At 63.3% G+C, this 24586-nt stretch carries 25 protein-coding genes and 1 tRNA gene; 10 read left to right on the forward strand and 16 right to left on the reverse strand.

Features of this window, described 5'->3' with window-relative positions; genetic code table 11:
- Positions 1 to 121 precede the first annotated feature (121 nt).
- Together pyk and ACFI9K_RS10365 are read left to right on the forward strand one after the other, a co-directional pair.
- A complete protein-coding gene (gene pyk / locus ACFI9K_RS10360) occupies positions 122 to 1540 on the forward strand; it encodes a pyruvate kinase (RefSeq protein WP_222095777.1) in 1419 nt (472 codons plus the stop codon).
- Complete coding sequence (locus ACFI9K_RS10365) at positions 1541 to 2467, forward strand: acyl-CoA thioesterase (protein WP_462663410.1); 927 nt, start codon at positions 1541 to 1543, stop codon at positions 2465 to 2467. It begins immediately after the preceding gene.
- Here ACFI9K_RS10365 and ACFI9K_RS10370 read toward each other — a convergent pair.
- Entirely contained in the window at positions 2433 to 2957 is a 525-nt protein-coding gene (locus ACFI9K_RS10370; protein WP_462663411.1) for a DNA-deoxyinosine glycosylase, read from the reverse strand. The two genes, ACFI9K_RS10365 and ACFI9K_RS10370, sit on opposite strands and share 35 nt — an antisense overlap.
- Positions 2958 to 3014: 57 nt before the next feature.
- On the opposite strand from ACFI9K_RS10370, the gene ACFI9K_RS10375 reads away from it, so the two are divergent.
- Positions 3015 to 3218, forward strand: coding sequence for a hypothetical protein (locus tag ACFI9K_RS10375; protein WP_141217065.1), 204 nt, complete (start codon positions 3015 to 3017; stop codon positions 3216 to 3218).
- Here the strand turns inward: ACFI9K_RS10375 and ACFI9K_RS10380 are convergent.
- Both ACFI9K_RS10380 and ACFI9K_RS10385 read right to left on the reverse strand, forming a co-directional pair.
- Entirely contained in the window at positions 3194 to 3685 is a 492-nt protein-coding gene (locus ACFI9K_RS10380) for an anthrone oxygenase family protein (RefSeq protein WP_462663412.1), read from the reverse strand. The genes ACFI9K_RS10375 and ACFI9K_RS10380 overlap by 25 nt on opposite strands.
- Positions 3682 to 4563 carry an NAD(P)H-binding protein gene (locus ACFI9K_RS10385; RefSeq protein WP_462663413.1) on the reverse strand — a complete coding sequence of 294 codons (882 nt, stop codon included), beginning with the start codon at positions 4561 to 4563 and terminating at the stop codon, positions 3682 to 3684. The genes ACFI9K_RS10380 and ACFI9K_RS10385 overlap by 4 nt, the downstream gene beginning before the upstream one ends.
- A 123-nt stretch (positions 4564 to 4686) precedes the next feature.
- Here ACFI9K_RS10385 and ACFI9K_RS10390 point away from each other — a divergent pair, with 123 nt between their 5' ends.
- Positions 4687 to 5661 carry an AraC family transcriptional regulator gene (locus ACFI9K_RS10390; RefSeq protein ID WP_462663414.1) on the forward strand — a complete coding sequence of 325 codons (975 nt, stop codon included), beginning with the start codon at positions 4687 to 4689 and terminating at the stop codon, positions 5659 to 5661.
- A 15-nt stretch (positions 5662 to 5676) separates the two neighbouring features.
- Here the strand turns inward: ACFI9K_RS10390 and ACFI9K_RS10395 are convergent, their stop codons facing one another.
- The 3 genes from ACFI9K_RS10395 to ACFI9K_RS10405 all read right to left on the reverse strand — a co-directional run bounded on the left by ACFI9K_RS10395 (position 5677) and on the right by ACFI9K_RS10405 (position 6724).
- On the reverse strand, positions 5677 to 6408 hold the full coding sequence (locus tag ACFI9K_RS10395) for an AAA family ATPase (RefSeq protein ID WP_462663415.1): 732 nt from the start codon (positions 6406 to 6408) through the stop codon (positions 5677 to 5679).
- 3 nt (positions 6409 to 6411) lie between these two features.
- A complete protein-coding gene (locus tag ACFI9K_RS10400) occupies positions 6412 to 6588 on the reverse strand; it encodes a hypothetical protein (protein ID WP_462663416.1) in 177 nt (58 codons plus the stop codon).
- A 59-nt stretch (positions 6589 to 6647) separates the two neighbouring features.
- A tRNA-Leu gene (locus ACFI9K_RS10405) sits at positions 6648 to 6724 on the reverse strand.
- Positions 6725 to 6844: 120 nt separating this feature from the next.
- Between ACFI9K_RS10405 and ACFI9K_RS10410 the strand changes: the two genes are divergently transcribed.
- Together ACFI9K_RS10410 and ACFI9K_RS10415 are read left to right on the forward strand one after the other, a co-directional pair.
- Positions 6845 to 7477 (forward strand): ANTAR domain-containing response regulator, encoded by a 633-nt coding sequence (locus ACFI9K_RS10410; RefSeq protein WP_462663417.1) that lies wholly within the window; start codon positions 6845 to 6847, stop codon positions 7475 to 7477.
- Positions 7478 to 7650: 173 nt separating this feature from the next.
- Positions 7651 to 8985 (forward strand): ABC transporter substrate-binding protein, encoded by a 1335-nt coding sequence (locus ACFI9K_RS10415; protein WP_222095769.1) that lies wholly within the window; start codon positions 7651 to 7653, stop codon positions 8983 to 8985.
- A 138-nt stretch (positions 8986 to 9123) separates the two neighbouring features.
- On the opposite strand, the gene ACFI9K_RS10420 is transcribed toward ACFI9K_RS10415, so the two are convergent.
- Genes ACFI9K_RS10420 through ACFI9K_RS10435 form a run of 4 tightly spaced genes read right to left on the reverse strand, consistent with a single transcriptional unit; the run spans position 9124 to position 13351 of the window.
- Positions 9124 to 9927, reverse strand: a complete 804-nt coding sequence (locus tag ACFI9K_RS10420; RefSeq protein WP_462663418.1) for an ABC transporter ATP-binding protein — start codon at positions 9925 to 9927, stop codon at positions 9124 to 9126.
- Positions 9927 to 11021, reverse strand: a complete 1095-nt coding sequence (locus tag ACFI9K_RS10425) for an ABC transporter ATP-binding protein (protein WP_462663419.1) — start codon at positions 11019 to 11021, stop codon at positions 9927 to 9929. Before ACFI9K_RS10425 ends, ACFI9K_RS10420 begins: the two co-directional genes overlap by 1 nt.
- Positions 11014 to 12003, reverse strand: a complete 990-nt coding sequence (locus ACFI9K_RS10430) for a branched-chain amino acid ABC transporter permease (protein ID WP_222095767.1) — start codon at positions 12001 to 12003, stop codon at positions 11014 to 11016. Before ACFI9K_RS10430 ends, ACFI9K_RS10425 begins: the two co-directional genes overlap by 8 nt.
- 7 nt (positions 12004 to 12010) lie before the next feature.
- Complete coding sequence (locus ACFI9K_RS10435) at positions 12011 to 13351, reverse strand: branched-chain amino acid ABC transporter permease (RefSeq protein WP_462663420.1); 1341 nt, start codon at positions 13349 to 13351, stop codon at positions 12011 to 12013.
- A gap of 260 nt (positions 13352 to 13611) precedes the next feature.
- Here ACFI9K_RS10435 and polA point away from each other — a divergent pair, with 260 nt between their 5' ends.
- A complete protein-coding gene (polA, locus tag ACFI9K_RS10440; RefSeq protein ID WP_462663421.1) occupies positions 13612 to 16353 on the forward strand; it encodes a DNA polymerase I in 2742 nt (913 codons plus the stop codon).
- Positions 16354 to 16429: 76 nt separating this feature from the next.
- On the opposite strand, the gene trxA is transcribed toward polA, so the two are convergent.
- The 3 genes from trxA to ACFI9K_RS10455 form a co-directional block, all read right to left on the reverse strand.
- Positions 16430 to 16801: a thioredoxin gene (trxA, locus tag ACFI9K_RS10445; protein ID WP_222095764.1), complete on the reverse strand. Its 372-nt coding sequence runs from the start codon at positions 16799 to 16801 to the stop codon at positions 16430 to 16432.
- Positions 16802 to 16927: 126 nt separating this feature from the next.
- The gene (locus ACFI9K_RS10450) at positions 16928 to 17926 is read right to left on the reverse strand and encodes a helix-turn-helix domain-containing protein (RefSeq protein ID WP_462663422.1); all 999 of its coding nucleotides are present in this window, start codon (positions 17924 to 17926) and stop codon (positions 16928 to 16930) included.
- A 207-nt stretch (positions 17927 to 18133) separates the two neighbouring features.
- The gene (locus ACFI9K_RS10455; RefSeq protein ID WP_462663423.1) at positions 18134 to 18640 is read right to left on the reverse strand and encodes a 2'-5' RNA ligase family protein; all 507 of its coding nucleotides are present in this window, start codon (positions 18638 to 18640) and stop codon (positions 18134 to 18136) included.
- A 10-nt stretch (positions 18641 to 18650) separates the two neighbouring features.
- Between ACFI9K_RS10455 and ACFI9K_RS10460 the strand changes: the two genes are divergently transcribed.
- On the forward strand, positions 18651 to 19748 hold the full coding sequence (locus ACFI9K_RS10460) for an isocitrate/isopropylmalate dehydrogenase family protein (protein WP_462663458.1): 1098 nt from the start codon (positions 18651 to 18653) through the stop codon (positions 19746 to 19748).
- Positions 19749 to 19760: 12 nt separating this feature from the next.
- Here ACFI9K_RS10460 and ACFI9K_RS10465 read toward each other — a convergent pair whose 3' ends face one another.
- The gene (locus ACFI9K_RS10465; protein WP_462663424.1) at positions 19761 to 20588 is read right to left on the reverse strand and encodes a class I SAM-dependent methyltransferase; all 828 of its coding nucleotides are present in this window, start codon (positions 20586 to 20588) and stop codon (positions 19761 to 19763) included.
- A 214-nt stretch (positions 20589 to 20802) separates the two neighbouring features.
- On the opposite strand from ACFI9K_RS10465, the gene rpsA reads away from it, so the two are divergent.
- Positions 20803 to 22281 (forward strand): 30S ribosomal protein S1, encoded by a 1479-nt coding sequence (gene rpsA, locus ACFI9K_RS10470; RefSeq protein WP_027497255.1) that lies wholly within the window; start codon positions 20803 to 20805, stop codon positions 22279 to 22281.
- Between the two features lie 147 nt (positions 22282 to 22428).
- Here rpsA and ACFI9K_RS10475 read toward each other — a convergent pair whose 3' ends face one another.
- Positions 22429 to 22638 carry a hypothetical protein gene (locus ACFI9K_RS10475; RefSeq protein WP_222095760.1) on the reverse strand — a complete coding sequence of 70 codons (210 nt, stop codon included), beginning with the start codon at positions 22636 to 22638 and terminating at the stop codon, positions 22429 to 22431.
- 129 nt (positions 22639 to 22767) lie between these two features.
- Here ACFI9K_RS10475 and coaE point away from each other — a divergent pair, with 129 nt between their 5' ends.
- Positions 22768 to 23985, forward strand: coding sequence for a dephospho-CoA kinase (gene coaE / locus ACFI9K_RS10480; protein ID WP_462663425.1), 1218 nt, complete (start codon positions 22768 to 22770; stop codon positions 23983 to 23985).
- Between the two features lie 16 nt (positions 23986 to 24001).
- On the opposite strand, the gene ACFI9K_RS10485 is transcribed toward coaE, so the two are convergent.
- Positions 24002 to 24547: a ribonuclease FAU-1 family protein gene (locus ACFI9K_RS10485; protein WP_462663459.1), complete on the reverse strand. Its 546-nt coding sequence runs from the start codon at positions 24545 to 24547 to the stop codon at positions 24002 to 24004.
- Between the last annotated feature and the right edge of the window lie 39 nt (positions 24548 to 24586).

Here is a 24586-nt window from a genome sequence, read left to right on the forward strand (position 1 = left end):
GACGGTCTCTGAACCGGTACAGACCTTCTCAGCAGCGGCGGAGTGAGACTACTCGTCGGTAGTATTCTGCTGGGTTCGTCTGCGATAGAGAACGGGGCGTCCAACAGCTAGGCTCGCTTTCGTGAGCCGACGTACGAAGATTGTCTGCACCCTTGGACCCGCAACCGCAACCACAGAGCGAATCCGTGAACTCGTAGAGAGTGGAATGGATGTCGCACGACTGAACTTCAGCCATGGCGATCACCCCGATCATCAGGCCAACTACGAGAGGGTCCGCGCAGCATCGGACGCCACCGGCAAGGCCGTGGGTATTCTGGCCGATCTGCAGGGACCGAAAATCCGTCTCGGTCGTTTCGCCGAGGGCTCGACCACCTGGGCTGCCGGTGAGCTGATTCGCATCACCGTCGAGGAGTGCGAAGGCACCCACGACCGAGTGTCCACCACCTACAAGGAACTGGCTCAGGACGCGAAGGAAGGCGACCGCCTCCTCGTGGACGACGGCAAGGTCGGCCTCGTGGTCACCGGCGTCGAAGGCAACGACGTGCTGTGTCGCGTCACCGAAGGTGGACCGGTCAGCAACAACAAGGGTGTGTCCCTGCCCGGCATGGACGTCTCTGTTCCGGCCATGAGCGAGAAGGACATCGCGGACCTCGAGTTCGCACTCGCGCTGGGGTGCGACTTCATCGCGCTGTCGTTCGTGCGCTCGCCCGCGGACGTCGAACTCGTCCACGCCGTCATGGACCGCGTCGGGCGCCGAGTTCCCGTCATCGCGAAGTTGGAGAAGCCCGAAGCCGTCGACAATCTCGAAGCCATCGTGCTCGCGTTCGACGCGATCATGGTCGCCCGTGGTGACCTCGGCGTCGAGTTGCCGCTCGAGCAGGTTCCGCTGGTGCAGAAGCGCGCCATTCAGATCGCCCGCGCCAACGCCAAGCCCGTCATCGTCGCGACACAGATGCTCGAATCGATGATCGAGAACTCGCGCCCGACGCGTGCCGAGGCGTCCGACGTCGCCAACGCGGTGCTCGATGGTACCGATGCGGTGATGCTGTCGGGCGAGACCTCGGTCGGCAAGTACGTCATGGAAACCGTGCGGACCATGGCTCGCATCGTCGAGACCGTCGAGACCGAGGGCGACAGTGTGCCGCCTCTGACGCATGTGCCGCGGACCAAGCGTGGCGTGATCTCCTACGCTGCCCGCGACATCGGCGAGAGACTGGACGCCAAGGCTCTGGTCGCCTTCACACAGTCGGGCGACACCGTTCGACGGTTGGCTCGCTTGCACACCAAGCTCCCGTTGCTGGCCTTCACCTCGATCTCCGAGGTCCGCAGTCAGTTGTCGCTGAGCTGGGGCACCGAGACGTTCCTGGTTCCCGATGTCGGCTCGACGGACGCGATGGTCAAAGAGGTCGACAAGGCATTGCTCGAGCTCGGTCGGTACAACAAGGGCGATCAGGTCGTGATCGTGGCCGGTGCCCCTCCCGGCACAGTAGGCTCGACCAACTTGATCCATGTGCACCGAATCGGAGAAGAGGACCGGTAAGTGGTCGAAGCGGGGGGAATCGGTGTCAGCGAGAGCGCATCGAGTAGTACAGCAGTGAAAACCGATCTCGAGACGCTCCTCGATCTCCTGGCACTGGAGGAGATCGAGGAGGACGTGTTCGTCGGTGTTCACCCGGAGCAGGTGGGGAGCCGTACGTTCGGGGGGCAACTGGTCGCTCAGGCGCTCATCGCCGCAGGTCGAACCGTGTCCGGAACGTCTCGGGACGTTCATGCGATCAATGCGCACTTCATCCGCGGTGGGGACGTCAAGAAGCCCATCGAATATCGGGTGAGTCGGCAGCGCGACGGCCGAGCATTCGCCAATCGGCAGGTCACCGCCGTGCAGGACGGCAACGAATTGTTCGTCATGCTCGCGGCATTCCAGGATTTCGGGAAAGGACTCGAGCACAGCGTCGAGGTTCCCGAGGTCCCGTACCCCGATACTCTGCCGCCGCTCGGCGATCACTTCGTCGGATACGAGGATCGTTTGCAGATGTTCGTCGACGCTCTCAAACCGATCGACATGCGCTATGCCAACGATCCGGCGTGGATCATGCACGGCACCGGTGAGAAGCTCAATCACAATCGGGTGTGGATGAAAGCGGACGGCGATCTGCCGGACGAGTCGATTTTTCATGCCGCGACCATGGGCTATGCGTCGGACACCACGGTGCTCGACTCGATCATCACCACCCATGGGCTGTCGTGGGGACTCGACCGCATCGTGGCGGCGACGGTCAACCATTCCATCTGGTTCCACCGACCGTTCAGGTTCGACGAGTGGGCCCTCTACGCCACCGAATCACCGGTCGCGGCCGGCTCGCGTGGCCTGGCCACCGGCCGATTCTTCTCGATGGACGGGCAATTGTTGGCCACCGTCGTACAGGAAGGCCTCATTCGACATTTCCCGAAGCGGGTTCGCGACTGAACGCGCTTGCCCAGGCCCTGGTCTTGGCGACGAGATCGAGTGAGGCGTGTGCCGGACTGGTCGACGGCAACCGGGTGAATTCGACGCCGGGTAGCGTCGATCCCGTCGCTACGTAGCGTCGGTAGCTTTCTGCTGCCTTCGCTCCATTGAAGAACACCCTGTCGATATTCGGATGTGCGACGAACAGTGATTCGAAATCGTTTGCGACAATGGACGATTCGACGATTGCCGAATCCAGACTCCCCGCGCGGGTGCACAGCTTCAGCACGTCCCATACGGCAATCCCGTGGCTTCGGAGACGCTCTGTGCGCGCGTCGTACGGAAGTTCGGGCCCGGCCCCGACCAACGTTCCCATGATCGGCCAGAACGCATTTCGCGGATGGGCGTAGTACTGCTGCGCCGCCAGCGACGCGACACCGGGCATGGAGCCCAGAATCAGGGTGGTTGCGTCCGGGCCGACGATCGGCTCGAAACTGTGCACAACGTTCATGGCGCGATTACAGCAAATCCCCGCGAGGGTGTCGGACCTGGGACCACAATGGACGTCATGCTGGATCCACGTGTACTCGACAACAACGAACTCGAAGCCGAACTCGCCGCACTGCGCCGGGGTCGTGACGCGGCGATGGACGAAGGTGCCAGAGACGTCTCGACCGCCGACACCGACCACCTGATCGCGCGCTTCGAGGAAGAAATCCGCAAGCGACACCAGGATTCGGTGTCCGATCAGCCCAGTGCCGATCTGCCCTGACCGAGGATCAGTACCGCGCAAGCCGCTGTCGCAGCGACCGTTCTGACGTTGTTCCACCTGGCCCACCTGTCGGTGAAGTCCTCCCACACGCCCGCGCCGGCGGCACTGGCGGGATCGACGGCGGCCAACGCGTCGTTGAGTGGAACGTTGAGTGCGATCGTCACCGCACAACACCCGACCACGTACAGCACCGCTCCGGCGATGATCAGAACCGAGTTGCCGCGTTCGGTGAACGGAGTCGTCGCGGCTGCGATCACGCAGGACAGCGCCGTGCCCGTGAACAGGACGAGAAACAGCGGATTCAGGATCGCCGCATTGGCACTCTGGAACGAGGAGATCGCGACCGGGACCGGAAGGGTCTTCAGTCCGGGTAGCACGCTGATCGAGAACGCCAGCAGCACTCCCGCCATCAGTGCTGATCCAATTGCGCCGACAAGTGTTGTGGCGGAGGCTATTCGGATGATCATGACACGGCTGTCGGAGCCGTGATCGAGCCGGCGAATTCTTCGAAGGAGGTCTCGGTGCTGTTGTCGGGTGACCGGCGTACGTCTCGGGTCAATTCTTCGGTGTCGAATGCTGCTGTCATGTCGACGTACATCTGCGCATACGATCGCGAGAATCCCATCGAGACGAGCATGTCTGCCATTCGGTCGTATTGCAGGCGTTCGTAGCGCGCCGCTGTAATTGCAAGCCGGTCACCGAGAATGGCCGTTGCCTCGGCGAAGCTGAGGTCTCGCTCGCCCAGGAGTACCTGGGTGCGTACACCGTCCCAGGGTGTGTCGGTCAGTGCCCGCACAGCTGCGTCGGCGATGTCGGAGGTGGCGATCATCGGAATCGGAAGGTGCGGGTCCACCGAGTCCACGTGTGTACCGGTGTCGGTCAACTGTCGGACCGCCGGAAGAAAGTTCTCGAAGAACGACACCGGACGCAACAGGTGCAGGCTCCGATCGGTCAATGTCCGCAGTCGCTCCTCCTGTTCGGCGAGGCAGCCGATGACACCGGGTGCCCCGAGTCGATCGGCACCGAGGCTGCTCAGCGCCACGATCCTCGTCACCTCGGATACGCGGACGGCTTCGACGATCGAGGCACCCCACCGTGCCTGCTCAGCGGCGAAGTCCTCGGCGTAGGGGTTGCTCGGCACCATCGCGAACACGGCCTCGCTACCCGCGAGGGATGAGGCCGACGCGGACGTCGGGTCCGCCTGGACGGCGTGCGCGCCGCGAGCCGCCAACGCGTCGAGTCGATCGGTGTTTCGGCCGATCGCACGAACGTGCTTGCCCTCTTTCAGAAGTCCTGCGGCGACGCGAAATCCGACCTGACCGGTCGCTCCCAGAATCGTGATCATGGTGATGTTCCTTTCCTTCGGTCCGTTGTCACTGCATCCACTCTTGCCGTCCGCGGCTGGATGAACAATGACTCTCCTGCCCGAAAACATGTCCGATCGTCCACGGCGTGAGACGATGGATCAATGCGAGGAGTCGATCCCTGGAAGTCGCCCGACCCACTCGGGGAGGCGCTGCACTTTCTGCGGATGACCGGATCCTTCTACTGCCGATCCGAGCTGTCCGGAGCGTGGGGCTTCGAGTTGCCGGCCATGGACGACGCGCTCTGGTTCCATATCGTCGTCAGCGGGCGATGCCGGTTGTCGGTGCCCGGCGTCCCTAATCGCGATCTTCTTCCCGGTGACTTCGCTCTGGTTCCGCACGGCCGTGGGCACGTGCTCGCGAGCGACGACGACGCAGCAGTGGGGGCTCCAGTTGTGTACGACCTTCCACACGACTACGTCAGCGATCGATATGCAGTCATCCGAAGCGGCAGCGGGGAAGCGAGTACGACGCTCATGTGCGGCGCAGTGCGACTGGATCATCCGGCGGCGCAGCAACTCATCGGTGTGCTGCCTGCGCTGGTCGTCGTCGACGCGGACTCGGGCCCCCGGCAGTCGCGTATGCACTCGCTCCTGGCCATGGTTGCCGACGAGGCGACCTCGCTGGAGCCTGGGGGAGAGGCGGTCATCACCAGGTTGTCCGATGTGCTCGTGATCCAAGCTCTGCGGGCGTGGATGGCCGAAGACGAGCGGGCCCGGTCCGGCTGGCTCGGGGCACTCACGGATTCTCGGATCGGGGCTGCGCTCGCCGTCATACATCGAAACCCCGACGCGCAGTGGACCGTTGCCGCACTCGCGGCCGAGGTGAACATGTCTCGTTCGGCGTTCTCTGCGCGATTCACCGAGCTGGTCGGTGAATCGGTGATGCGTTATCTGTCGATGTGGCGGATGCAGCTCGCCCACGACAGGCTTCGGTCGGGCGATGTCTCGGTGGCCGAATTGGCACGCCGGAGCGGATATCTGTCGGAGGCGGCGTTCGCCAAGGCCTTCAAACGCGAGACCGGGGTCTCACCGGGGAGCGTGCGCCGTCGACGGGACGTCGTGCCGACCGCAGGTTGAGCGATGCGGCTGCAGTCATCCGAGCAGGTGGCGGAGGTAGCTGTTCGGGTCGTCGAGGTATCGACGCCAGTGCCGCACCAATTCCAGTTCGTCCCAAGTACTTCGGCGCAGACCGTGCTCGCCCACCTCGACGATGTCCGCGCCCGGTGTCGACGCGAGAATCGGAGAGTGCGTGGCACAGACGATCTGTGCACCCTCGTCACCCAGTTCGGACATCAGCGCGACGAGTTGCAGGCTCGCGGTGAACGACAGAGCCGATTCGGGTTCGTCCAGCACGTAGAAGCCGGGCTCGGCCAGCATCGCACCGAACATCGCGAGAAAGCCCTCGCCGTGGCTCATCTCGGCTGTGTTCTCCTCCCAGAAACCTGGCATGCCGCCGAGGTTTTCGGTCATGTCGAATGCGGTCTCGGCGCGCAGAAAGAAGCCGCGCTTCTGCAGTCGAGGGCCACGAAGCATTCGAGAACCCCGCGGCGTGGTCTCGAGTTCGAGCACCTCGCCCAGCGCGCTGGTCACCTCGTCGAGTCGACGTGATTGCTGCGCTGCGCGTCCACCGCGAGCATCGATCCCGAAGCCCTCGGCGATCGCCTCGACGATGGTCGATTTACCGGAACCGTTGTCGCCGACCAGAATTGTGACCGGAGCCGAGAAGTCCAGTCCATCGCGCGCGAGGTCGGCAACGGACGGAACGGTGAAGGGCCACCCCGATCCCACATCGTCGGTATGGACATACGCGCGCTCTACGAACATGATTCAGGCGGTGACCACGCGGTCGACGTACCCGGTCTCGTGAGCTGGGTCGGCGGTGCAGGTGTAGTACACCCACTGTGCGGAACGGTCCGCAGAATCTCCGAAACGGTGGTCGACCTTCTGTGCGCACAACGTGCCCGCGCTGTCGTCATGGCATCGGAGACTGCTGGGTATGTACATGACCCCACTGTAGGCGCGATCGTGGGTGGCTCCGACCGCTGCCGCGGCCGGCCGAGTTGTGGTGCCCTCGGTGAGACTCGAACTCACACTGGACGGGTTTTGAATCCGTTTCCTCTGCCAATTGGGATACGAGGGCTGGCGTCTTTCAAGCAACGATTGACGAGTTTAGAAGATGCGCTTTCGGCCCCGTGCACCGGTACCCTTCAGAGGCTCGAGGACCCGGATGGGCGACGACTGTCGAAGGAGACCGATACAGATGAACGCTCCTGGTGCGCACGGTACTGGCAAGCCCCCTCTCCGTGTGGTGGTGGCAGAGGACGAATCGCTGATTCGATTGGACCTGGTGGAGATGCTCCGCGAGGAGGGCTACGACGTGGTCGGGGAGGCCGCCGACGGTCAGCAAGCGGTGGAGTTGACCATCGAACTGCGTCCCGACTTGGTCATCATGGATGTCAAGATGCCGCGTCGAGACGGGATAGACGCGGCGTCCGAGATCGCCGAGAAGCGCATTGCCCCCGTCGTCATTCTCACCGCGTTCAGTCAACGTGAGCTGGTCGAGAAGGCCCGTGACGCCGGAGCGATGGCGTATCTGGTCAAACCGTTCAGCAAGGCCGATCTGATGCCGGCGGTGGAGTTGGCCGCCAGTCGCTTCAGTGAGATTTCTGCGCTCGAATCCGAGATCGCCGACCTACAGGATCGACTGGAGACGCGGAAGCTTATCGAGAAGGCCAAGGGCATTCTGATGGAGTCGCAATCGCTCACGGAACCGCAGGCGTTCAAGTGGATTCAGCGTGCCGCCATGGATCGTCGAACGACGATGAAGGCCGTTGCCGATGTGGTCATCGAGACACTCGGTACTCCTGCGAACAAGCCTGCGGCAGAGGGCTGATCGGTTCGCGAAAGCTACGTCCACGTAAAACTTCGACTCTCTAGGTCACAGTCAGGTCACGAGCGTCGTTCTAGGCCTTGCGAATCGACTCCGAGCATTAGCGTCTGATCCACACGTGAGCCACATGTAACTCAGGTGCGCTTCAACGACGAGCAATTTCAAGGAGAACCTAGATGGCAATTCGGACCTATGTCCGCACGGCTGCGGTGCTGAGCGTCACCTCGCTCGCACTGTTCGGCTGTTCGTCGAGCGACGACTCCGGCTCGACCGACTCCACCAGCGCCAGCGGCGGCTCTGCAGCCGCGGAAACGACCGTCTCGACCGACTGCACGCCCGAACAGGCCACTGCCGGCGCAACCCCCGACACGTCGCCTCTGGTGGTGGGAACCCTTCTCCCCGAGACCGGAACTCTGGCCTTCCTCGGACCGCCCGAGGTCGCCGGTGTCCAGCTGGCCGTCAACGACGTCAACGGTGCCGGCGGCGTCCTCGATCAGCCGGTCACCCTCATCCCCGGTGACTCCGGCGATACGACGACCGACACCGCAAACACCACGGTCGACCGCCTGCTCGCCGGCGGCGCGAACGTCATCGTCGGTGCCGCATCGTCCTCGGTGTCGCTCAAGGTCATCGACAAGATCGCCAGCGCAGGCGTTGTGGAGTTCTCGCCCGCCAACACCTCGGATCAGTTCGTCTGCTACCCGGACAAGGGACAGTACTTCCGTACCGCACCGACGGATGTGCTGCAGGCGCAGGCACTGTCGCAGTTGATCGCCGAAGACGGCGCACAGCGCGTCGCCATTCTCGCGCTCAACGATCCCTACGGCACGGGTCTGGCCGCGAACACCGCGGACAACCTCGAAGAAGCGGGCATCGCAGCCGATCAGATCCAGACCACGATCTACGACCCGAACGCACAGTCGTTCAACGCCGAGGTCGATGGTGTGAAGAACTTCAACCCGGATGCCGTCGCCATCATCGGCTTCGAGGAATCCGCGAAGATCATCACTCGTATGCACGAGATCGGCATCGGACCGTCCGACGGCACACTCGTCTACGGCGTCGACGGCAACATGGGTAACGCCCTCGGTGAGTCCGTCGCAGCCGGTCTGCTCGACACGATGCGCGGAACCACCCCGTTGACCGACGTGGGCACCGCATTCCAGGATCGCCTCAAGGGCGTCGATCCGGCTCTGGTGGACTTCAACTACGCCGGTGAGTCGTACGACGCCGTGGTCATCTCGGCTCTCGCCGCCGAGCAGGCGAAGTCGACGGCAGGCACCGATATTGCTGCCAACATCAACAGCGTCACCAAGGACGGCACCAAGTGCACGAGCTTCGCCGAGTGCCTTCCGCTCGTGAAAGCCGGAACCGATATCGACTACGACGGCATCACCGGCACACTGAACTTCAGTGACGGCGGCGAGCCCGCGACCGGTTCGTACGGCAACCTGGTCTTCGGACCGGACAACAAGCTGACGACGGACGGCTACATCGTCGTCGGCGAATGATCGGTAACTGATTCATCCACTGGGCCCGAGTCCTCGATGAGGACTCGGGCCCAGTGCTGTGTGCGCATCGTTGCCTGCACGCCAGAAAAGCCCCGGTTCGACACTGCGTCGAACCGGGGCTTCGTCGTGGAAGACGATCTACGTCTTCTTCTCCTTGCTGCCGGCCAGGGTACCCAGGTACAGCTCGATGACCTTCGGGTCGTTCATCAACGCCGGGCCGGTATCGGTGTAGGCGTTGCGACCCTGATCGAGGACGTATCCACGGTCGCAGATCTGCAGGCAGCGGCGGGCATTCTGCTCGACCATGATGATCGAGACACCCGCCGCGTTGATCTTCTTGCAGCGGATGAACACCTCGTCCTGGAACATCGGTGACAATCCGGCCGACGGTTCGTCGAGCAGCAGTACCGATGGCTCCATCATCAGCGCGCGTCCCATGGCGACCATCTGTCGTTCGCCACCGGACAGTGCGCCTGCCTTGACCTTCTTGCGCTCTCCGAGCAGCGGGAACAGTTCGCTCACGAACTCGAATCGCTCGTTGAACTTCTTGGGACGCAAGTAGATTCCCATTTCGAGGTTTTCCTCGATGGTCAGCGACGGGAATACGTTCTGCGTCTGCGGAACATATCCGACACCCTTGGTGACCAACACGTGCGCCTCGGCAGAGGTGATGTTGTCACCGCGTAACTTCACACTGCCCTCACGGACCGCGACGAGCCCGAACAGCGTCTTGAGCAGTGTCGACTTACCGGCACCGTTGGGGCCGATGATGCCGACGATCTCGCCGTCGTTGAGGAAGAAGTTGCACTCGCTGAGAATGTTGACACCCGGGATGTATCCGGCGACCAATCCGTCGGCGCGCAACAGCGCACCGTCGGCCAGTCGCGCGTGTTCCCCGGGAGTTGCGGCGAATTCCGCCGGCGTCAACGTTTGTTCGCTCATCAGTTGTCCTCCTTGGCCCGGTGCGAGCCGCCTTCGGCGACATCGGGCGTCACCGGGCTGACGAACTCGGGTTCCGAAAGATCGCCTCCCGCTTCGAGTTCGTCCTTCTCTGCTTGTTTCAGAGCTTCCGCCAATTCGGCGGTGGCCCCGACCGGATTGCCGTCGGCGTCGAATTCGAGAGCCTGATCGTGATGGCTGCCCAGGTAAGCGTCGACGACGGCACCGTTGTTGGACAGTTCCTCCGGCGTGGACTCGGCGATGATGCTGCCCTGAGCCATCACCACCACCCAATCACTGATATCGCGGATGACGTCCATGTCGTGCTCGACGAACACGACGGTCATACCGTCGTCGCGCAGGGACTTGATGTGACCCAGAAGTGACTGCGTCAGAGCGGGATTGACCCCGGCCATCGGCTCGTCGAGCATGACGACCGACGGATCGGTCATCAGCGCACGGGCCATCTCGAGCAACTTGCGCTGACCACCCGACAACGATCCGGCGAGGTCGTCGGCTTTGGCGTCGAGCTTGAAGCGTCCGAGTAGTTCCATGGCGCGTTCGGTGATCTGGCGCTCCTGCGCTTTCCAGGTCCACGGCATGAACGTGTTGAGCATTCGTTCACCGCGTTGACCCGTCGCGCCGAGCCGAACATTGTCCAGAACAGTCAGTTTGGACAAGGCCTTGGTCAACTGGAACGTTCGAACCACGCCCTTGCGGGCCACCTGATGGGGATGCATCCGGCCGAGTTCCTGCCCGTCCATCGACCACGTTCCCGTGTCGGGACGGTCGAATCCGGTGAGCAGGTTGAACAGCGTGGTCTTGCCTGCCCCGTTCGGACCGATGAGACCGGTGATGCAGCCGCGCTGAATTTCGAGGTGGGCCACGTCGACGGCCTTGAGACCGCCGAAGGTCCGCGAGACCCCATCCACCACCAGGGTGGCGTCGGGTTTCGGGGCACCGGGTTCGTTCGCGACACCGGCGAACAACGACGTGCGTTGATCGCTCGACAACGCTTGGGCAGCGCGTGATTCGAGTGTGCTTGCTTTCTTGCTCGGTGCGGCTGTTGGAGCCGCATCCTTGCTCAGGTCAGGCATTGAGTTGAACCTCTCGCTTGTTGCCGAGAATGCCCTGCGGTCTGAACACCATCAACACGGCGATCAGGATTCCCAGGAGCACGAATCGCGTAGCACCTACCTGGGCACCGGTGAGGTTGAGCACCGGGTCGTCGCCGGAGATCAGTTGCCGCAGAATCGCATCGGGAATGGACAGCAGGAACCAGAAGAGCATCGCGCCCAGTACCGGGCCGAACACTGTTGCCGCCCCACCGAGAATCAGTGCGCCGAATGCGAAGAACGTCTGCGCGGTCGAGTAGAAGTCGGGGTTGATGGACTGGGTCTGCAGTGCGTTGAACACACCGCCCATACCGCCGATGACTCCACCGAGAACGAGCGCCTGCATCTTGTAGACGAAGACGTTCTTACCCAGGGAGCGGGCCGCGTCCTCGTCCTCACGGACAGCCTTGAGGACGCGTCCCCATGGACTGTGTGTGAGTAGGTAGATCACTCCGCACAGCACCAGCACCAGAGTCCAGCCGACGAGCATCGCCCACAGGTCGTTGCCCAGGAACCGCACGCCGATGAAGCTGTACGTTTTACCGCCCTCGAAAGGGCTGAGGTTGGTGAACGGAGCGGCGAAGCCGGTGATGCCGTTGGTGGACTTGGTCACCGAATCCGTTGCGGTCGAACGAAATACCAATCGCAGAATTTCCGAGGCCGCGATGGTGACGATCGCGAGATAGTCGGCCCGCAGTCGCAGAGTCGGAATACCGAGAACCAGGGCCAGCAGACCTGCCGCGGCGAGACCGACCAGAATGCCGAGCCACAACGGCTGCTCGTAGGTGATCGTGGTGATGCCGACGCCGTAGCCCCCGAGAAGTGCGAAGCCGATCTGGCCGAAGTTGAGCAGGCCTGCGTAGCCGAAGTGCAGGTTCAGGCCGATGGCGAGCAGAGCATAGAAGATGGCCGACGGGCCGACGAGCTGAGCGAGTGAGATCTGAAGTGCGCCGATGATGTCCATGGAGTTGTCACCCGATCCTTTGTCGCGAGCCGAGGATGCCCTGTGGACGGACGACGAGGATGAGAATCAAGACGAGCAACCCTCCGATGTATTTGAGATCGGGATTGATGATCAGCGTCGACCACTGAACGAGCAGCCCCACGATGACGCAACCGAGGAATGCGCCGTAGGCCGTGCCGAGTCCACCGAGCGTGATTCCGGCGAACATCAGCAGTAGGAGCTTGAATCCCATCTCCCACTGAACGCGTCCGCCGAGTTCGGAGAGTCCGAACAGCACGCCACCGAGTGCGGCCAGTCCGCCGCCGAGGCACCAGACGAACGTCACCACGCGCTCGACGTTGATGCCGGAGGATGCGGCCAGGTCACGGTTGTCGGCCACTGCCCGCATGGCTTTACCGATCTTGGTGCGCTGCAACATCAGTGCGACGCCGATCAGGACGACGATACTGATGACGATGCAGGCGAGGTTGACATTGGTGATCGACAGCGGGCCCCAGTCGTTCTCGGTCTGAGCCTGATAGTCGGCGAACGGTTCGGCACGATCGGAGAAGAAGATCAGGATCAGATATCGGAGCGCGATGGCGAGCCCGATGGTTACGACCAACTGCGCGATCAGGCCGGTTCGACGCTTGCGAAGGGGTCGCCATATCAACGCATTGTTCAGCCAGCCGATCGCGACACCGACTATCACCGCCAGGACCGTCGCGGGTATCAGCTGAATTCCCATGCTGACGTTGAAGATCCACGCGGCGACGGCACCGAGGGTCACCAATTCGCCGTGTGCGAAGTTGGTCAGACCGGTGGTGCCGAAGATCAGGCTCAGGCCGATGGCGGCGAGCGCGATCACGAGCCCGAAGCGGATTCCGTCGACGGTGGTGCGTACGAACTTCTCGTAGAAGGGGACGCTCGTGGCGGTTCTGGCCTCACCGAACGAGAAGATGACGGTGTTGGAACGCCCGGCTTGAACGTCACGCTGGACTTCTGCCTGGACGCTCACTCCGTCGGGAAGTGTGTCCTCCACTACCTGGAACGTGTACGTGCCGGGAGACAGGTCGAGTGTCCACCGACCACCGGTTTCGCTGGTGGTGCGGGCGACTTCGGCACCGCTTGCGTCGAGCGCGGCGACATCGACGCCGACGAGGCGCTCGCCGCCGTTGTTGAGAGATCCTGCGACGCTCACGGCGTCTGCGGGTGGTGTCTGTTCAGCACTCGTTCCCGGCGCAGCCGGGGGAGTGGGACTGGGTTCCTGAGCCAATGCCGGCGCACCGAACAGCAGCGCGGCAATCGAACTCAGAACGGCGAGTAGAAGTGTTCGCTGCAGGAGCCGAACGGCAGATCTTGCGCGCAACCTCGGCGGTTGCACCTTTCTGGTCCATCGAACTTTTGGAGCCACGCACGTCCTCCGGACGGTTGTCGTTGAGTCACGGGTTGGGGATTTACTGCAATTGTCGGACTCTATCCGCTGAAACGACGCGAAATCGGCGACTGAGATTTCCGGAAAGTATCGGTTGTGTTTCGCGGCCCGCGACGGGTGCCGTTCGAGCGGTCGCGTCGCGGAGCGAGCATCCGGCTACGAGTTGTCGGACCCTCTACCTAGACTGGTCGACTGTGAGCCCAGTAACCGAGAAAAGTGCAGCGCCCGCGGCCGGATCCGACGCGAAGGCGGGCGGGACCCGTCCCACGTTGCTCCTGATCGACGGTCACTCGATGGCCTTCCGTGCCTTCTTCGCGCTGCCGGCGGACAACTTCAAGACCACCAGTGGTCAATCCACCAACGCGGTGTACGGGTTCACCTCGATGCTGATCAACCTGCTTCGGGACGAGAAGCCGACCCATATCGCTGCTGCGTTCGACGTCTCACGACAGACCTTTCGAGCCGAGCGCTTTCCCGAGTACAAGGCCAACCGGAGCAAGACTCCGGACGAGTTCGCCGGCCAGGTCGACATCACCAAGGATGTGCTGGGGGCCATGGGTATTCCGGTGATGGCGGAGGCCGGGTTCGAGGCGGACGACATCATCGCCACGTTGGTGACGCAGGCCGAGGCGCTCGGGTATCGCGTCCTCGTGGTCACCGGCGACCGCGACGCCCTGCAGTTGGTCACCGACAACGTGACGGTGTTGTATCCGCGCAAGGGTGTTTCGGACCTCACCCGGTTCACCCCCGACGAGGTTGCCGGTAAGTACGGGTTGACGCCGTCTCAGTATCCGGACTTCGCGGCTCTTCGCGGAGACCCGAGTGACAACCTCCCCGGCATCCCGGGGGTGGGGGAGAAGACCGCGACCAAGTGGATCATCGAATACGGCTCGCTCACCGCTCTCGTCGACAACGTGGACAAGGTCAAGGGCAAGGTGGGCGATGCACTGCGCGCCAATTTGTCGAGTGTGGTGCTCAACCGCGAGCTCACCGAGATGGTGCGCGATGTGCCGTTGCCGTACACCCCCGATCAGCTCGAATTGGCCCCCTGGGATCGGGAGAAGATCCACGCCCTGTTCGACGATCTCGAATTCCGAATTCTGCGAGATCGACTGTTCGAGACCCTCGCGTCGGTCGAGCCCGAGGCCGAGGAAGGCTTCGACGTTCGCGGTGGAATCGTGGCACCGGGTGAATTGGCCGCGTGGCTGGACGAACATGCGTCCGACGGCCGACGCAGTGGCCTGTCGGTCCTGGGACCGCGCAGACCGTTCGACAGTGACGCGACCTCGGTGGCAATCGCCGCAGCAGACGGCGAAGGTGCCTTCGTCACCACTACAGCTCTCGACGAATCCGACGAGCACGCACTGGCGGCGTGGCTCGCCGATCCGGCACGACCCAAGGCGCTGCACGAGGCGAAGTGGGCACTGCACGCGGTGCGTGGCCGAGGCTGGACCCTCGCGGGCTTGACCACCGACACCGCGTTGGCCGCGTATCTCGTCCGGCCGGGTCAGCGTTCGTTCAACCTGGACGATCTGTCGCTGCGCTACCTCAAGCGAGAACTTCGCGTCGAGGATGCGGGCGAGGGCCAAATGTCGTTGCTCGACGCCGAGGACACCGCCGATGCGGCCTTCGCGGAGGGCGAGATTCTCAAGGCGCGGGCTGTGATCGATCTGGCCGATGCGCTCGACGCGGAGCTCGCCGCCATCGAATCGACGACTCTGCTCTCCGAGATGGAGTTGCCGCTGCTGACGGTCCTGGCCGATGTGGAGGCAACCGGTATCGCGGTGGACAGCGACCACCTTCGCTCCCTGCAGTCGGGTTTCGCCGCGCAGGTCGACGAGGCCGCGAATTCCGCCTACGGAGTGATCGACAAGCAGATCAACCTGGGTTCTCCGAAGCAGCTGCAGGTAGTGCTGTTCGAAGAACTCGACATGCCCAAGACCAAGAAGACCAAGACCGGTTACACCACCGATGCCGATGCGCTGCAAGGGTTGTTCGAGAAAACCGAGCATCCCTTTCTGAAGTTCCTGCTCGATCACCGCGACGCGACGCGGATGAAGGTGACGGTCGACGGACTGCTCAAGTCCGTCGCCGACGACGGACGCATCCACACCACGTTCAATCAGACCGTCGCGGCCACCGGGCGGCTGTCGTCCACCGAACCGAATCTGCAGAACATCCCGGTCCGCAACGAGGCGGGACGGCACATCCGCGACGGGTTCGTCGTCGGTACGGGTTACGACACGTTGCTGACCGCCGACTACAGCCAGATCGAAATGCGCATCATGGCGCACGTGTCCGGCGACGAGGGACTGATCGAGGCGTTCAACACCGGTGAGGACCTGCACAGCTTCGTCGGTTCCCGGGCTTTCGGAGTGCCGATCGAGGAAGTCACCCCCGAATTGCGTCGTCGGGTGAAGGCGATGTCCTACGGATTGGCGTACGGGCTCAGCGCGTTCGGCCTCGCTGCTCAACTGAAGATTTCCACCGAGGAGGCGAAACAGCAGATGGAGGCGTACTTCGCGCGGTTCGGCGGCGTGCGTGACTATCTGCGCAATGCCGTCGAGGAAGCGCGCAAAGTGGGCTACACCTCGACGCTGTACGGCCGGCGACGTTACTTGCCGGATCTGAACAGCGACAACCGCCAGCGCCGCGAGGTGGCCGAGCGCGCTGCACTGAACGCGCCCATCCAAGGCACCGCCGCAGACATCATCAAGGTCGCGATGATCGACGTGCACAAGTCGTTGGCGGAGTCGACCCTGAAGTCGCGAATGTTGTTGCAGGTACACGACGAATTGGTGCTCGAGGTGGTCGACTCCGAGCGTGAGGAAGTCGAAGCACTGGTTCGGAACAAGATGTCGTCGGCGATCGAACTGTCGGTGCCCCTCGAGGTATCGGTCGGCACCGGCCGAAGCTGGGATGCCGCGGCTCACTGATCTCGAGGCACAGACGACGCGAAGGCCGCTCACCGAATCCGGTGAGCGGCCCTTCGAGTGTTGCTGGGCGGTAGTTTTACTCCGCTGCCGGAGCCTGCTCGGCGATCTGCTGGCGTACGACGTCCATGTCGAGTGCCTTGATCTGACCGACGAGGTCCTCGAGCGCCGGGGCAGGCAGCGCGCCGGGCTGCGCGTAGACCAGGATTCCCTCGCGGAACGCCATGATCGTCGGGATCGACTGAATCTGTGCTGCTGCGGCGAGTCCCTGCTCGGCCTCGGTGTCGACCTTTGCATGTACGACGTCGGGGTGCGCGTCCGAGGACTTCTCGAACGTCGGAGCGAACTGGCGGCAAGGGCCGCACCAGGATGCCCAGAAATCGACCAACACCACATCGTTGTTGGTGACGATGTCGTCGAAGTTCTGCTGAGTCAAAGTCTGAGTGGCCACGCGTTTCCTCTCGTTGGTTGCGCTTTCTGACCATGTCAACGCAGACGTTCGCTGGAATCATCCCGGCTGTGTCAGACCGGCTGTGTCAGACCGGCTGAGTCGGACCCGCTTTGTCGGACCGCTATGTCAGACGGGCTGCGGCGCGGCGCGGAAGGTCCTGCGATACGAGTTCGGGGTGGTGCATCGCAATCTCACGAAGTGCTGCCTCAGGGCTGCGGCGTTCCCGAATCCGACCACCTCGGCGATCGAATCCATCGGTAGATCGGAATTCTCCAGTAGTTGCTGCGCTGCCAGCACCCGTTGATCGTTGAGCCACCGCGCCGGAGTCGTTCCGGTTTCGGCCGCGAATTTGCGTGCGAACGTTCGTGCCGACATGTTCACCCGTGCGGCCAAACGCCCGATGGTGAGTTCGGAGTCGAGGTTCTCGGTCATCCAATCCAGCAGCGGTGCCAACGTCTCGGTGTGCGTGGCGGGCAGGGGACTGGTGACGAATTGGGCTTGGCCGCCGTCGCGATGCGGTGGGACCACCATTCTGCGGGCTATCCCGTTGGCCACGACGCTGCCCTGGTACTTGCGCACGATATGCAAACACAGGTCGATTCCGGCGGCAGTTCCTGCGCTGGTGAGTACGTTGCCTGCGTCCACATAGAGAACGTTCGGATCCACCCGAGCCAGCGGATATTTCGCGGCCAGTACTGCCGAATGCCGCCAATGCGTCGTACAGGGCCGGCCGTCGAGCAGTCCTGCCTGGCCCAGCACGAACGCACCGTTGCACAGGCTTGCGACCATGGCACCCCGGTCCACCGCCGAGCGGAGTTTGGCCAGTAAGGGCTCGATGGACGGGTCGTATCCGGTGCCGCACACATAGCTGCCGTCGTCGGCGGCCTCGGTGCCACCGGCCGGGATGATGATCAGGTCCGCGCTGTCGAGTCGGTCGAGATCATGGGGCACGTCGATGGTGTAGCCGACGCGGGTGCGGATCGGTTGGGGGACACCCGCGATCAGGGAGAAGTCGTAGGTGGGGAGACCCTCGTCCGAGCGATCGAACCCGAAGACCTCACATGCGACGCCGAGCTCGAACTGTTCGGTCAACGGCATCAGCGCAACGACCACTCGTTTCAGCATGCGTAAAAGTATGGCAGAAATTCGACGATATGTGGCTTTCCTGCCACTCGTGAGAGCTCACCCCAGGTAGGACGCTAGGTGCATGACAATTGTATTGGTAGTTGTGCTGTCTTTCCTGGCCATCGATGCTCTCGTGGTCGCAGGCTTCGCTCCCGATACCCACGCGGAGGTCACACAGTTCGGCGACTTCACGTTCTGAGGTAGCGGTCAGCCGATTCGCCACTCGCGCTTGGCTTCGCCATCCCATCGACGTAGGGCCACAGCAGAGCCGACCAGGTCATCGACGCTCGCCGACAGCAACCGCACGGCGGCCCCTGCCTCCTCGGACGTCAAGCGCCGGGCCAGGGTCACGTGCGGCGTCCACCGTCCGGTATCGACATTGTCGAACGATCCAGGGCCCACGGCGGCGAGCGTCCTGGCATGCAGGTCGAGCAGTTCGGTGCTCGGCACGACCAGACGTGCCAGTGTTGCCGTCCGGCCCCCGAACACGACGAGGCCACCGAGCCGCACGTCGAACGGATCGAAACGGATCGCTGCGCCGTCGTCCACCGCGACGGGCATCGACGACGCCACCGCGACGGTGATGTGTGGGCGGTTCGATTCACCGAGGTGCCGGTTCTGGCTCGGAAGGCCGGCGTCGGACAGCGTCGCCCACTCGAGGCGAACCGCTGCATCGAGGCCGGAGTCGAGGAGAAGTTCTGCAGACTGCACCATGGAGGTCATGATGTCGCAAACGGACGGCCGGAATGCAACCGCGCTACGGATCGGGGCCATGACCGGCGATGGAATCGGCCACGAAATCGTGCCCGCAACAACTCGAGTGGTCGACGCGGCACTGGCGGCTGTCGGTGGACCGGCCGTCGAGTGGGTGCACCTACCCCTGGGGCTCGATGCCATCGACGAGTACGGCACGGCGATACCCGAGAGCACGATGCGGGAGCTGGCCGAGCTCGAGTGTTGGATTCTGGGTCCACACGACAGTGCCGCGTATCCGGAGCCGTTTCGTTCGCAGCTGACCCCGGGCGGGCGGATTCGGAAACAGTTCGACCTGTTCGCCAACATCCGGCCTGCGAAGGCCCTTGCCGGGGTGCGTTCGGTGTCGCCGAACATGGATTTGATAGTGGTCCGAGAGAACACCGAGGGCTTCTACGCCGATCGCAACATGTTCGTCGGCAGCGGAGAATTCATGCCGACACCCGATGTGGCACTCGCGGTCGGAGTCTTCACCCGCGAGGCATGCGAACGCATTGCGCGCGAGGCATTCTCGCTGGCCGACAAACGCCGCCGCAAGCTCACGATCGTGCACAAGACCAACGTGCTGTCGATGACGACGGGCTTGTTTCGCGATGCCTGCCAATCGGTCGGTGCACAGTTTCCGCACGTCGAGATCACCGAAGAACATGTGGACGCACTCGCGGCGCATCTGGTTCGGCGCGGCGAGGACTACGACGTCATCGTGGCCGAGAACATGTTCGGCGACATCCTGTCCGACCTGACGGGAGAGCTGTCCGGCTCGCTCGGTACCGCCCCGTCGATCAACTCCTCACGATCACAAGCCATGGCGCAGGCATCGCACGGATCTGCCCCGGACATTGCGGGCAAGAACCGCGCCAACCCGACCGCGCTGTTCCTGTCGGCTGCGATGCTGCTCGAATGGCTCGCCGATCGGCACGGCCACGACCGGCTCGCCGCAGCGGCCGAGCGGATCCGCCACGCGGTCGACGACACGGTCGAATCAGGCGTGGCGACAGCCGACCTCGGTGGGCAGGCGTCGACCAGTGCCTTCACCGAGACCGTCGAGGCGCGGGTGCACCGGCGCTGATCGGCGACGGACTCAGTGCGGCTTTCGACTGCTGAAGATCGCGGTACCGGGAAACAGTTGGCCACGAAGGGGACTCCATTGACCCCATTCTCGGTCCAGCCATTCCGGCCAGTCCGGCTCGACGATGTCTCGCACCTCGAGTCCGGCGGCGACCAGCTCGCGCACACGGTCGCCGATCGTGCGGTGATGCTCGACGTAATTGGGCGTCCCATCGGCGTCGTACTCGACATACGGTGTCCGATCGAAGTACGGAATCGTCGCGGTCAGCCCGCCGACCCCGGGATCGTCGGGGAACACCCAGCGCATCGGATGGTTGACGGCGAACACCCAGATTCCGCCCGGGCGCAGGACGCGGGCGACTTCCTTCATGACGTTGCCGGAGTCGGCGACGAACGGGACTGCTCCGAACGCCGAGCACACGATGTCGAATCGTTCGTCTGCGAACGGCAACGCCTCGGCACTGGCCTGAACCAGCGGAACGGTCGAACCACCCCCGGCCATGGCGTCGACGCCGCGTTGCAACATGCCCATCGAGATGTCGAGACCGATCGCACGGGCACCCTGAGCGCCGAGCCAACGGGCGCACGGCGCACTGCCGCATCCCACTTCGAGAACGTCCTTGTCTGCCACCTCGCCCAGTAGGTGCACATCGCCCTCGTGCAGTCCCTCGGGGCACCAGACGAACTCGCCGGTGTCGGTCGACACCCCGAGGAACGCGCCGTGCGTACGGTGGTAGTTGTCGGCGTCGGAGTCCCACCAGAGTCTGCTGGCGCGGTCGCTCGCGGCGGAGTCGACGCGGCCGCGGCCGGGAGTGGACGAAAGCACCGGATGATCGCTCACACGCCGACTCTAACCGGGTTTGTGCTGGTACTGCGGCATCGCGTACCCTGTTCAACGCGAGTGGTTTCATGCTGCGCTCAGTTCGGGTCCACCCGACCTCGGCGTTCGCGGAGACGGCAGAAATGTCGTCCTCGACACTCGTGTTGCACACGTTTCACAGGTCCGACCGAACATCCATCAACCGATACCCAACCCGTCCGGAGCAACTCAACACATGCCCTCAACCACAACCTCACCGCAGGTGGCCGTAAACGACATCGGCTCCGCAGAGGATTTTCTCGCAGCCATCGACGCGACGATCAAGTACTTCAACGATGGTGACATCGTCGAAGGCACCATCGTCAAGGTCGATCGCGACGAGGTTCTACTCGACATCGGTTACAAGACCGAAGGCGTCATCCCTTCTCGCGAGCTCTCCATCAAGCACGACGTCGACCCCAACGAGGTCGTCTCCGTGGGAGATGAGATCGAAGCACTCGTCCTCACCAAGGAGGACAAGGAAGGCCGCCTGATCCTGTCCAAGAAGCGAGCTCAGTACGAGCGCGCCTGGGGCACGATCGAGGAGCTCAAGGAGAAGGACGAGGCCGTCAAGGGCACCGTCATCGAGGTCGTCAAGGGTGGACTCATCCTGGACATCGGTCTTCGCGGCTTCCTGCCGGCTTCGCTCGTCGAGATGCGTCGTGTCCGCGACCTCCAGCCGTACGTCGGCAAGGAGATCGAGGCCAAGATCATCGAGCTCGACAAGAACCGCAACAACGTTGTTCTGTCGCGCCGCGCATGGCTCGAGCAGACCCAGTCCGAGGTCCGCAGCGAGTTCCTGCACCAGCTTCAGAAGGGCCAGGTCCGCAAGGGCGTCGTGTCCTCCATCGTCAACTTCGGTGCCTTCGTGGACCTGGGTGGCGTCGACGGCCTCGTGCACGTCTCCGAGCTGTCCTGGAAGCACATCGATCACCCGTCCGAGGTTGTCGAGGTCGGCACCGAGGTCACCGTCGAGGTTCTCGACGTCGACCTGGACCGCGAGCGCGTCTCCCTGTCGCTCAAGGCCACTCAGGAAGATCCGTGGCGCCAGTTCGCTCGCACCCACGCGATCGGCCAGATCGTGCCCGGCAAGGTCACCAAGCTGGTTCCCTTCGGTGCATTCGTGCGCGTCGAAGAGGGCATCGAGGGTCTCGTGCACATCTCCGAGCTGGCCGAGCGCCACGTGGAGGTTCCGGACCAGGTCGTGGGTGTCGGCGACGACGCACTCGTCAAGGTCATCGACATCGATCTCGAGCGTCGCCGGATTTCGTTGAGCCTCAAGCAGGCCAACGAGGATTACGCAGAAGAGTTCGATCCGTCCAAGTACGGCATGGCCGACTCGTACGACGAGGGTGGCAACTACATCTTCCCCGAGGGCTTCGACTCCGAGACCAACGAATGGCTCGAAGGCTACGAGAAGCAGCGTGAAGAGTGGGAAGGTCGCTACGCCGAGGCCGAGCGTCGCCACAAGATGCACACCGCTCAGATGGAGAAGACGGCCAAGGACGAAGCTGCCGAAGCCGCCAACACCAACTACTCCTCCGAGTCGGGCCAGGCTCCCGCCGATGCAGAAGGCGATGCTCCCGCAGCGTCGGCTCCGGCCTCGACCGGTGGATCGCTGGCCAGCGATGCGCAGCTCGCTGCACTTCGCGAGAAGCTGTCGGGCAACGCCTGATAGAAGTTGTTCGCCCGTGAGGGTGTGACGTCGGCCCCGGTTCTCTCCACGAGAGAACCGGGGCTTTCTCGTTCGAACCTGCGCGCAGCGGATACGACAATGGACCCGGTTCGATGAACCGGGCCCATGTGTAAGGGGGAGTGAGAACTACGCGGCGGTGGCTGGACTCCAGTGACCGACGCTTTCCGTGCGCTTGCGCATACTGGCGAAGCTGTGGCGGGCGGGGGTCAGAAGGTTGGTGAACCAGTTACGCCGGTGGTCGGCCAACGCCGAGGCGACTTCCGGAATCAGAACGCAATGTACGCCTGCATCCATGCCAAGGCGGTGCCGACCCGGTTGGATCTGATTGCTTCGCATGGGTGTCCTTTTCAATAGCAGTGGTCGGCACATCGAGGTCGCGCTTGGTCGAAGATAACCGACAGACCTCCGAAACCGGTGCATTTGGGGCTGGTGTGCTTCGGCGTGTTCGAGTGTCAGACTGGGTGCATGCTGAGACTGGGACTGACCGGCGGAATAGGTGCCGGAAAATCGACCGTTGCCAAGGTACTGACCGAGCTGGGGGGAGTTCTCGTCGACTCCGATGTGCTCGCCCGTGAAGTCGTGGAACCGGGAACGCCTGGGCTGCAACAACTGACGGACACTTTCGGTGCCGACATTCTCGCGCCCGACGGCTCGTTGGACCGCCCTGCGTTGGCAGCGGTAGCCTTCGGGAACGAGGAATCCCGCAAGAAGCTCAACGCCATCGTCCACCCGTTGGTCGGTCAGCGCACTTCCGAGATCATCGACGGTGCGGCATCGGATGCCGTTGTGGTGCAGGATATTCCACTTCTCGTCGAAGGCTCCATGGGTCCGTTCTTTCATCTGGTCGTGGTCGTCTGGGTCGACGCCGAAGAGCGAGTACGCCGACTCACCGGGCAGAGAAACATGCCCGAGGCCGACGCCCGCGCGCGCATCGCCGCGCAGGCGACCGATGACGCGCGCCGAGCCGCAGGAGATGTCTGGATCGACAACACGGGTGCACCCGGCAGCGTCGACGAGCAGGTTCGGTCCCTGTGGAACGAGCGCCTGATTCCCTTCGAGCGCAACCTCAGAGAGGGAACGGTCGCCCGGACGCATCCGAAACAGGTGACAGCGGACCCGGCGTGGGAGTTGCAGGCCCGCAGAATAATCGGGCGCTTGGCACTCGCCTGCGCGGACAAGGCCGTGCGAATCGACCACGTGGGTTCCACCGCGGTGCCCGGTCTCGACGCCAAGGACGTCATCGACATTCAAGTAACGGTTCGCGGGCTCGACGACGCCGATGCCGTCGGCGAACAGTTACGGCTGGCAGGTTTCCCCGGGATCGAGAGCAGTAACTTCGACGACCCCAAGCCGGCATACGGGGTGGGCGGTGAGGCCGATCCTGCGGTGTGGGGCAAGCGTTTTCACGGCAATGCCGATCCGGGCCGACCGGCCAACGTTCATGTGCGAGTCGACGGTTGGCCGAACCAGAAGTTCGCTCTGTTGTTCCGTGACTGGCTACGTGCGGACTCAGCGGTCGCGACGGAATACGCGGGAATCAAACGGCGCGCCTCCGAGGCGGCTGCAGGAATCACCGACTACAGCGCAGCCATCGAGGCCTACGAGAATGCCAAGGCTCCGTGGTTCGACGTCGCATACCGTCGGGCATGGCAGTGGGCCGAGGAGACGAACTGGTCCGTGTGAACGGAGACCGGGTAAGTCAGGCGGGTTTGCCGTTCCACTCGGTCGGCATTCCGACGGATGCGAGCCACGCGTTCAGGTCGTAATCGTGCTTTGTCAGACCTTCGATGGCGGTGATCGATCTGGCCAAGGCACGTTCGGCTGTCGGGGTGTCCAGATGCTGCGCCACCCGTGCGTCGAACAGTTCGTCGACGTCGAGGAGGTCGTAATCGCGGCCGGTTCGCACACTGAGGTCGAGGTAGTGATCGACCGACGTCCATCGGGTGGTGCCGGCCGTGTACTCGCCGATGTCGACGTAGTAGTCCTGATCGCGCGCGTGGGCGGGAAGGTAGTGGAACACCGAGGCTCGCAGTCCCAGATCAGGCAGTAGCCAGGACTCGAGGTAGTCGAAGTGAGCGTGGTCGGAAGTCCGGGCCATGTACAGCCCCCACGGCTCGACGCGGTACTCGTCGACCGCGCGGACGAAGCCCTTGGGATCGACGTTGGTTTTCGCAACGAGGTCGAACGTCTCGTGCTTGGGAGCATGTACGACGGCGTGCGCACCGGCTGACGTGTGAGCGACCATGTCTGTAGAAGCTACCGTCATTGCGGCTTCCCCAGTCGG

The organism is Rhodococcus sp. PSi06 (genome assembly GCF_054960675.1).

What these genes read in the sequence shown, in the direction of transcription:
- ACFI9K_RS10430 (WP_222095767.1), bottom strand. Translation starts at nt 12,003, where the DNA reads ATGGACATCATCGGCGCACTTCAGATCTCACTCGCTCAGCTCGTCGGC.
- ACFI9K_RS10400 (WP_462663416.1), bottom strand. Translation starts at nt 6,588, where the DNA reads ATGTACATACCCAGCAGTCTCCGATGCCATGACGACAGCGCGGGCACG.
- ACFI9K_RS10415 (WP_222095769.1), top strand. Translation starts at nt 7,651, where the DNA reads ATGGCAATTCGGACCTATGTCCGCACGGCTGCGGTGCTGAGCGTCACC.
- ACFI9K_RS10375 (WP_141217065.1), top strand. Translation starts at nt 3,015, where the DNA reads ATGCTGGATCCACGTGTACTCGACAACAACGAACTCGAAGCCGAACTC.
- ACFI9K_RS10410 (WP_462663417.1), top strand. Translation starts at nt 6,845, where the DNA reads ATGAACGCTCCTGGTGCGCACGGTACTGGCAAGCCCCCTCTCCGTGTG.
- ACFI9K_RS10395 (WP_462663415.1), bottom strand. Translation starts at nt 6,408, where the DNA reads ATGTTCGTAGAGCGCGCGTATGTCCATACCGACGATGTGGGATCGGGG.
- ACFI9K_RS10370 (WP_462663411.1), bottom strand. Translation starts at nt 2,957, where the DNA reads ATGAACGTTGTGCACAGTTTCGAGCCGATCGTCGGCCCGGACGCAACC.
- ACFI9K_RS10385 (WP_462663413.1), bottom strand. Translation starts at nt 4,563, where the DNA reads ATGATCACGATTCTGGGAGCGACCGGTCAGGTCGGATTTCGCGTCGCC.
- ACFI9K_RS10420 (WP_462663418.1), bottom strand. Translation starts at nt 9,927, where the DNA reads ATGAGCGAACAAACGTTGACGCCGGCGGAATTCGCCGCAACTCCCGGG.
- ACFI9K_RS10380 (WP_462663412.1), bottom strand. Translation starts at nt 3,685, where the DNA reads ATGATCATCCGAATAGCCTCCGCCACAACACTTGTCGGCGCAATTGGA.
- ACFI9K_RS10390 (WP_462663414.1), top strand. Translation starts at nt 4,687, where the DNA reads ATGCGAGGAGTCGATCCCTGGAAGTCGCCCGACCCACTCGGGGAGGCG.
- ACFI9K_RS10455 (WP_462663423.1), bottom strand. Translation starts at nt 18,640, where the DNA reads ATGGTGCAGTCTGCAGAACTTCTCCTCGACTCCGGCCTCGATGCAGCG.
- ACFI9K_RS10425 (WP_462663419.1), bottom strand. Translation starts at nt 11,021, where the DNA reads ATGCCTGACCTGAGCAAGGATGCGGCTCCAACAGCCGCACCGAGCAAG.
- ACFI9K_RS10475 (WP_222095760.1), bottom strand. Translation starts at nt 22,638, where the DNA reads ATGCGAAGCAATCAGATCCAACCGGGTCGGCACCGCCTTGGCATGGAT.
- ACFI9K_RS10485 (WP_462663459.1), bottom strand. Translation starts at nt 24,547, where the DNA reads ATGGTCGCTCACACGTCAGCCGGTGCGCACGCCGTCGTACATGCTCCC.
- ACFI9K_RS10450 (WP_462663422.1), bottom strand. Translation starts at nt 17,926, where the DNA reads ATGCTGAAACGAGTGGTCGTTGCGCTGATGCCGTTGACCGAACAGTTC.
- rpsA (WP_027497255.1), top strand. Translation starts at nt 20,803, where the DNA reads ATGCCCTCAACCACAACCTCACCGCAGGTGGCCGTAAACGACATCGGC.
- ACFI9K_RS10460 (WP_462663458.1), top strand. Translation starts at nt 18,651, where the DNA reads ATGTCGCAAACGGACGGCCGGAATGCAACCGCGCTACGGATCGGGGCC.
- coaE (WP_462663425.1), top strand. Translation starts at nt 22,768, where the DNA reads ATGCTGAGACTGGGACTGACCGGCGGAATAGGTGCCGGAAAATCGACC.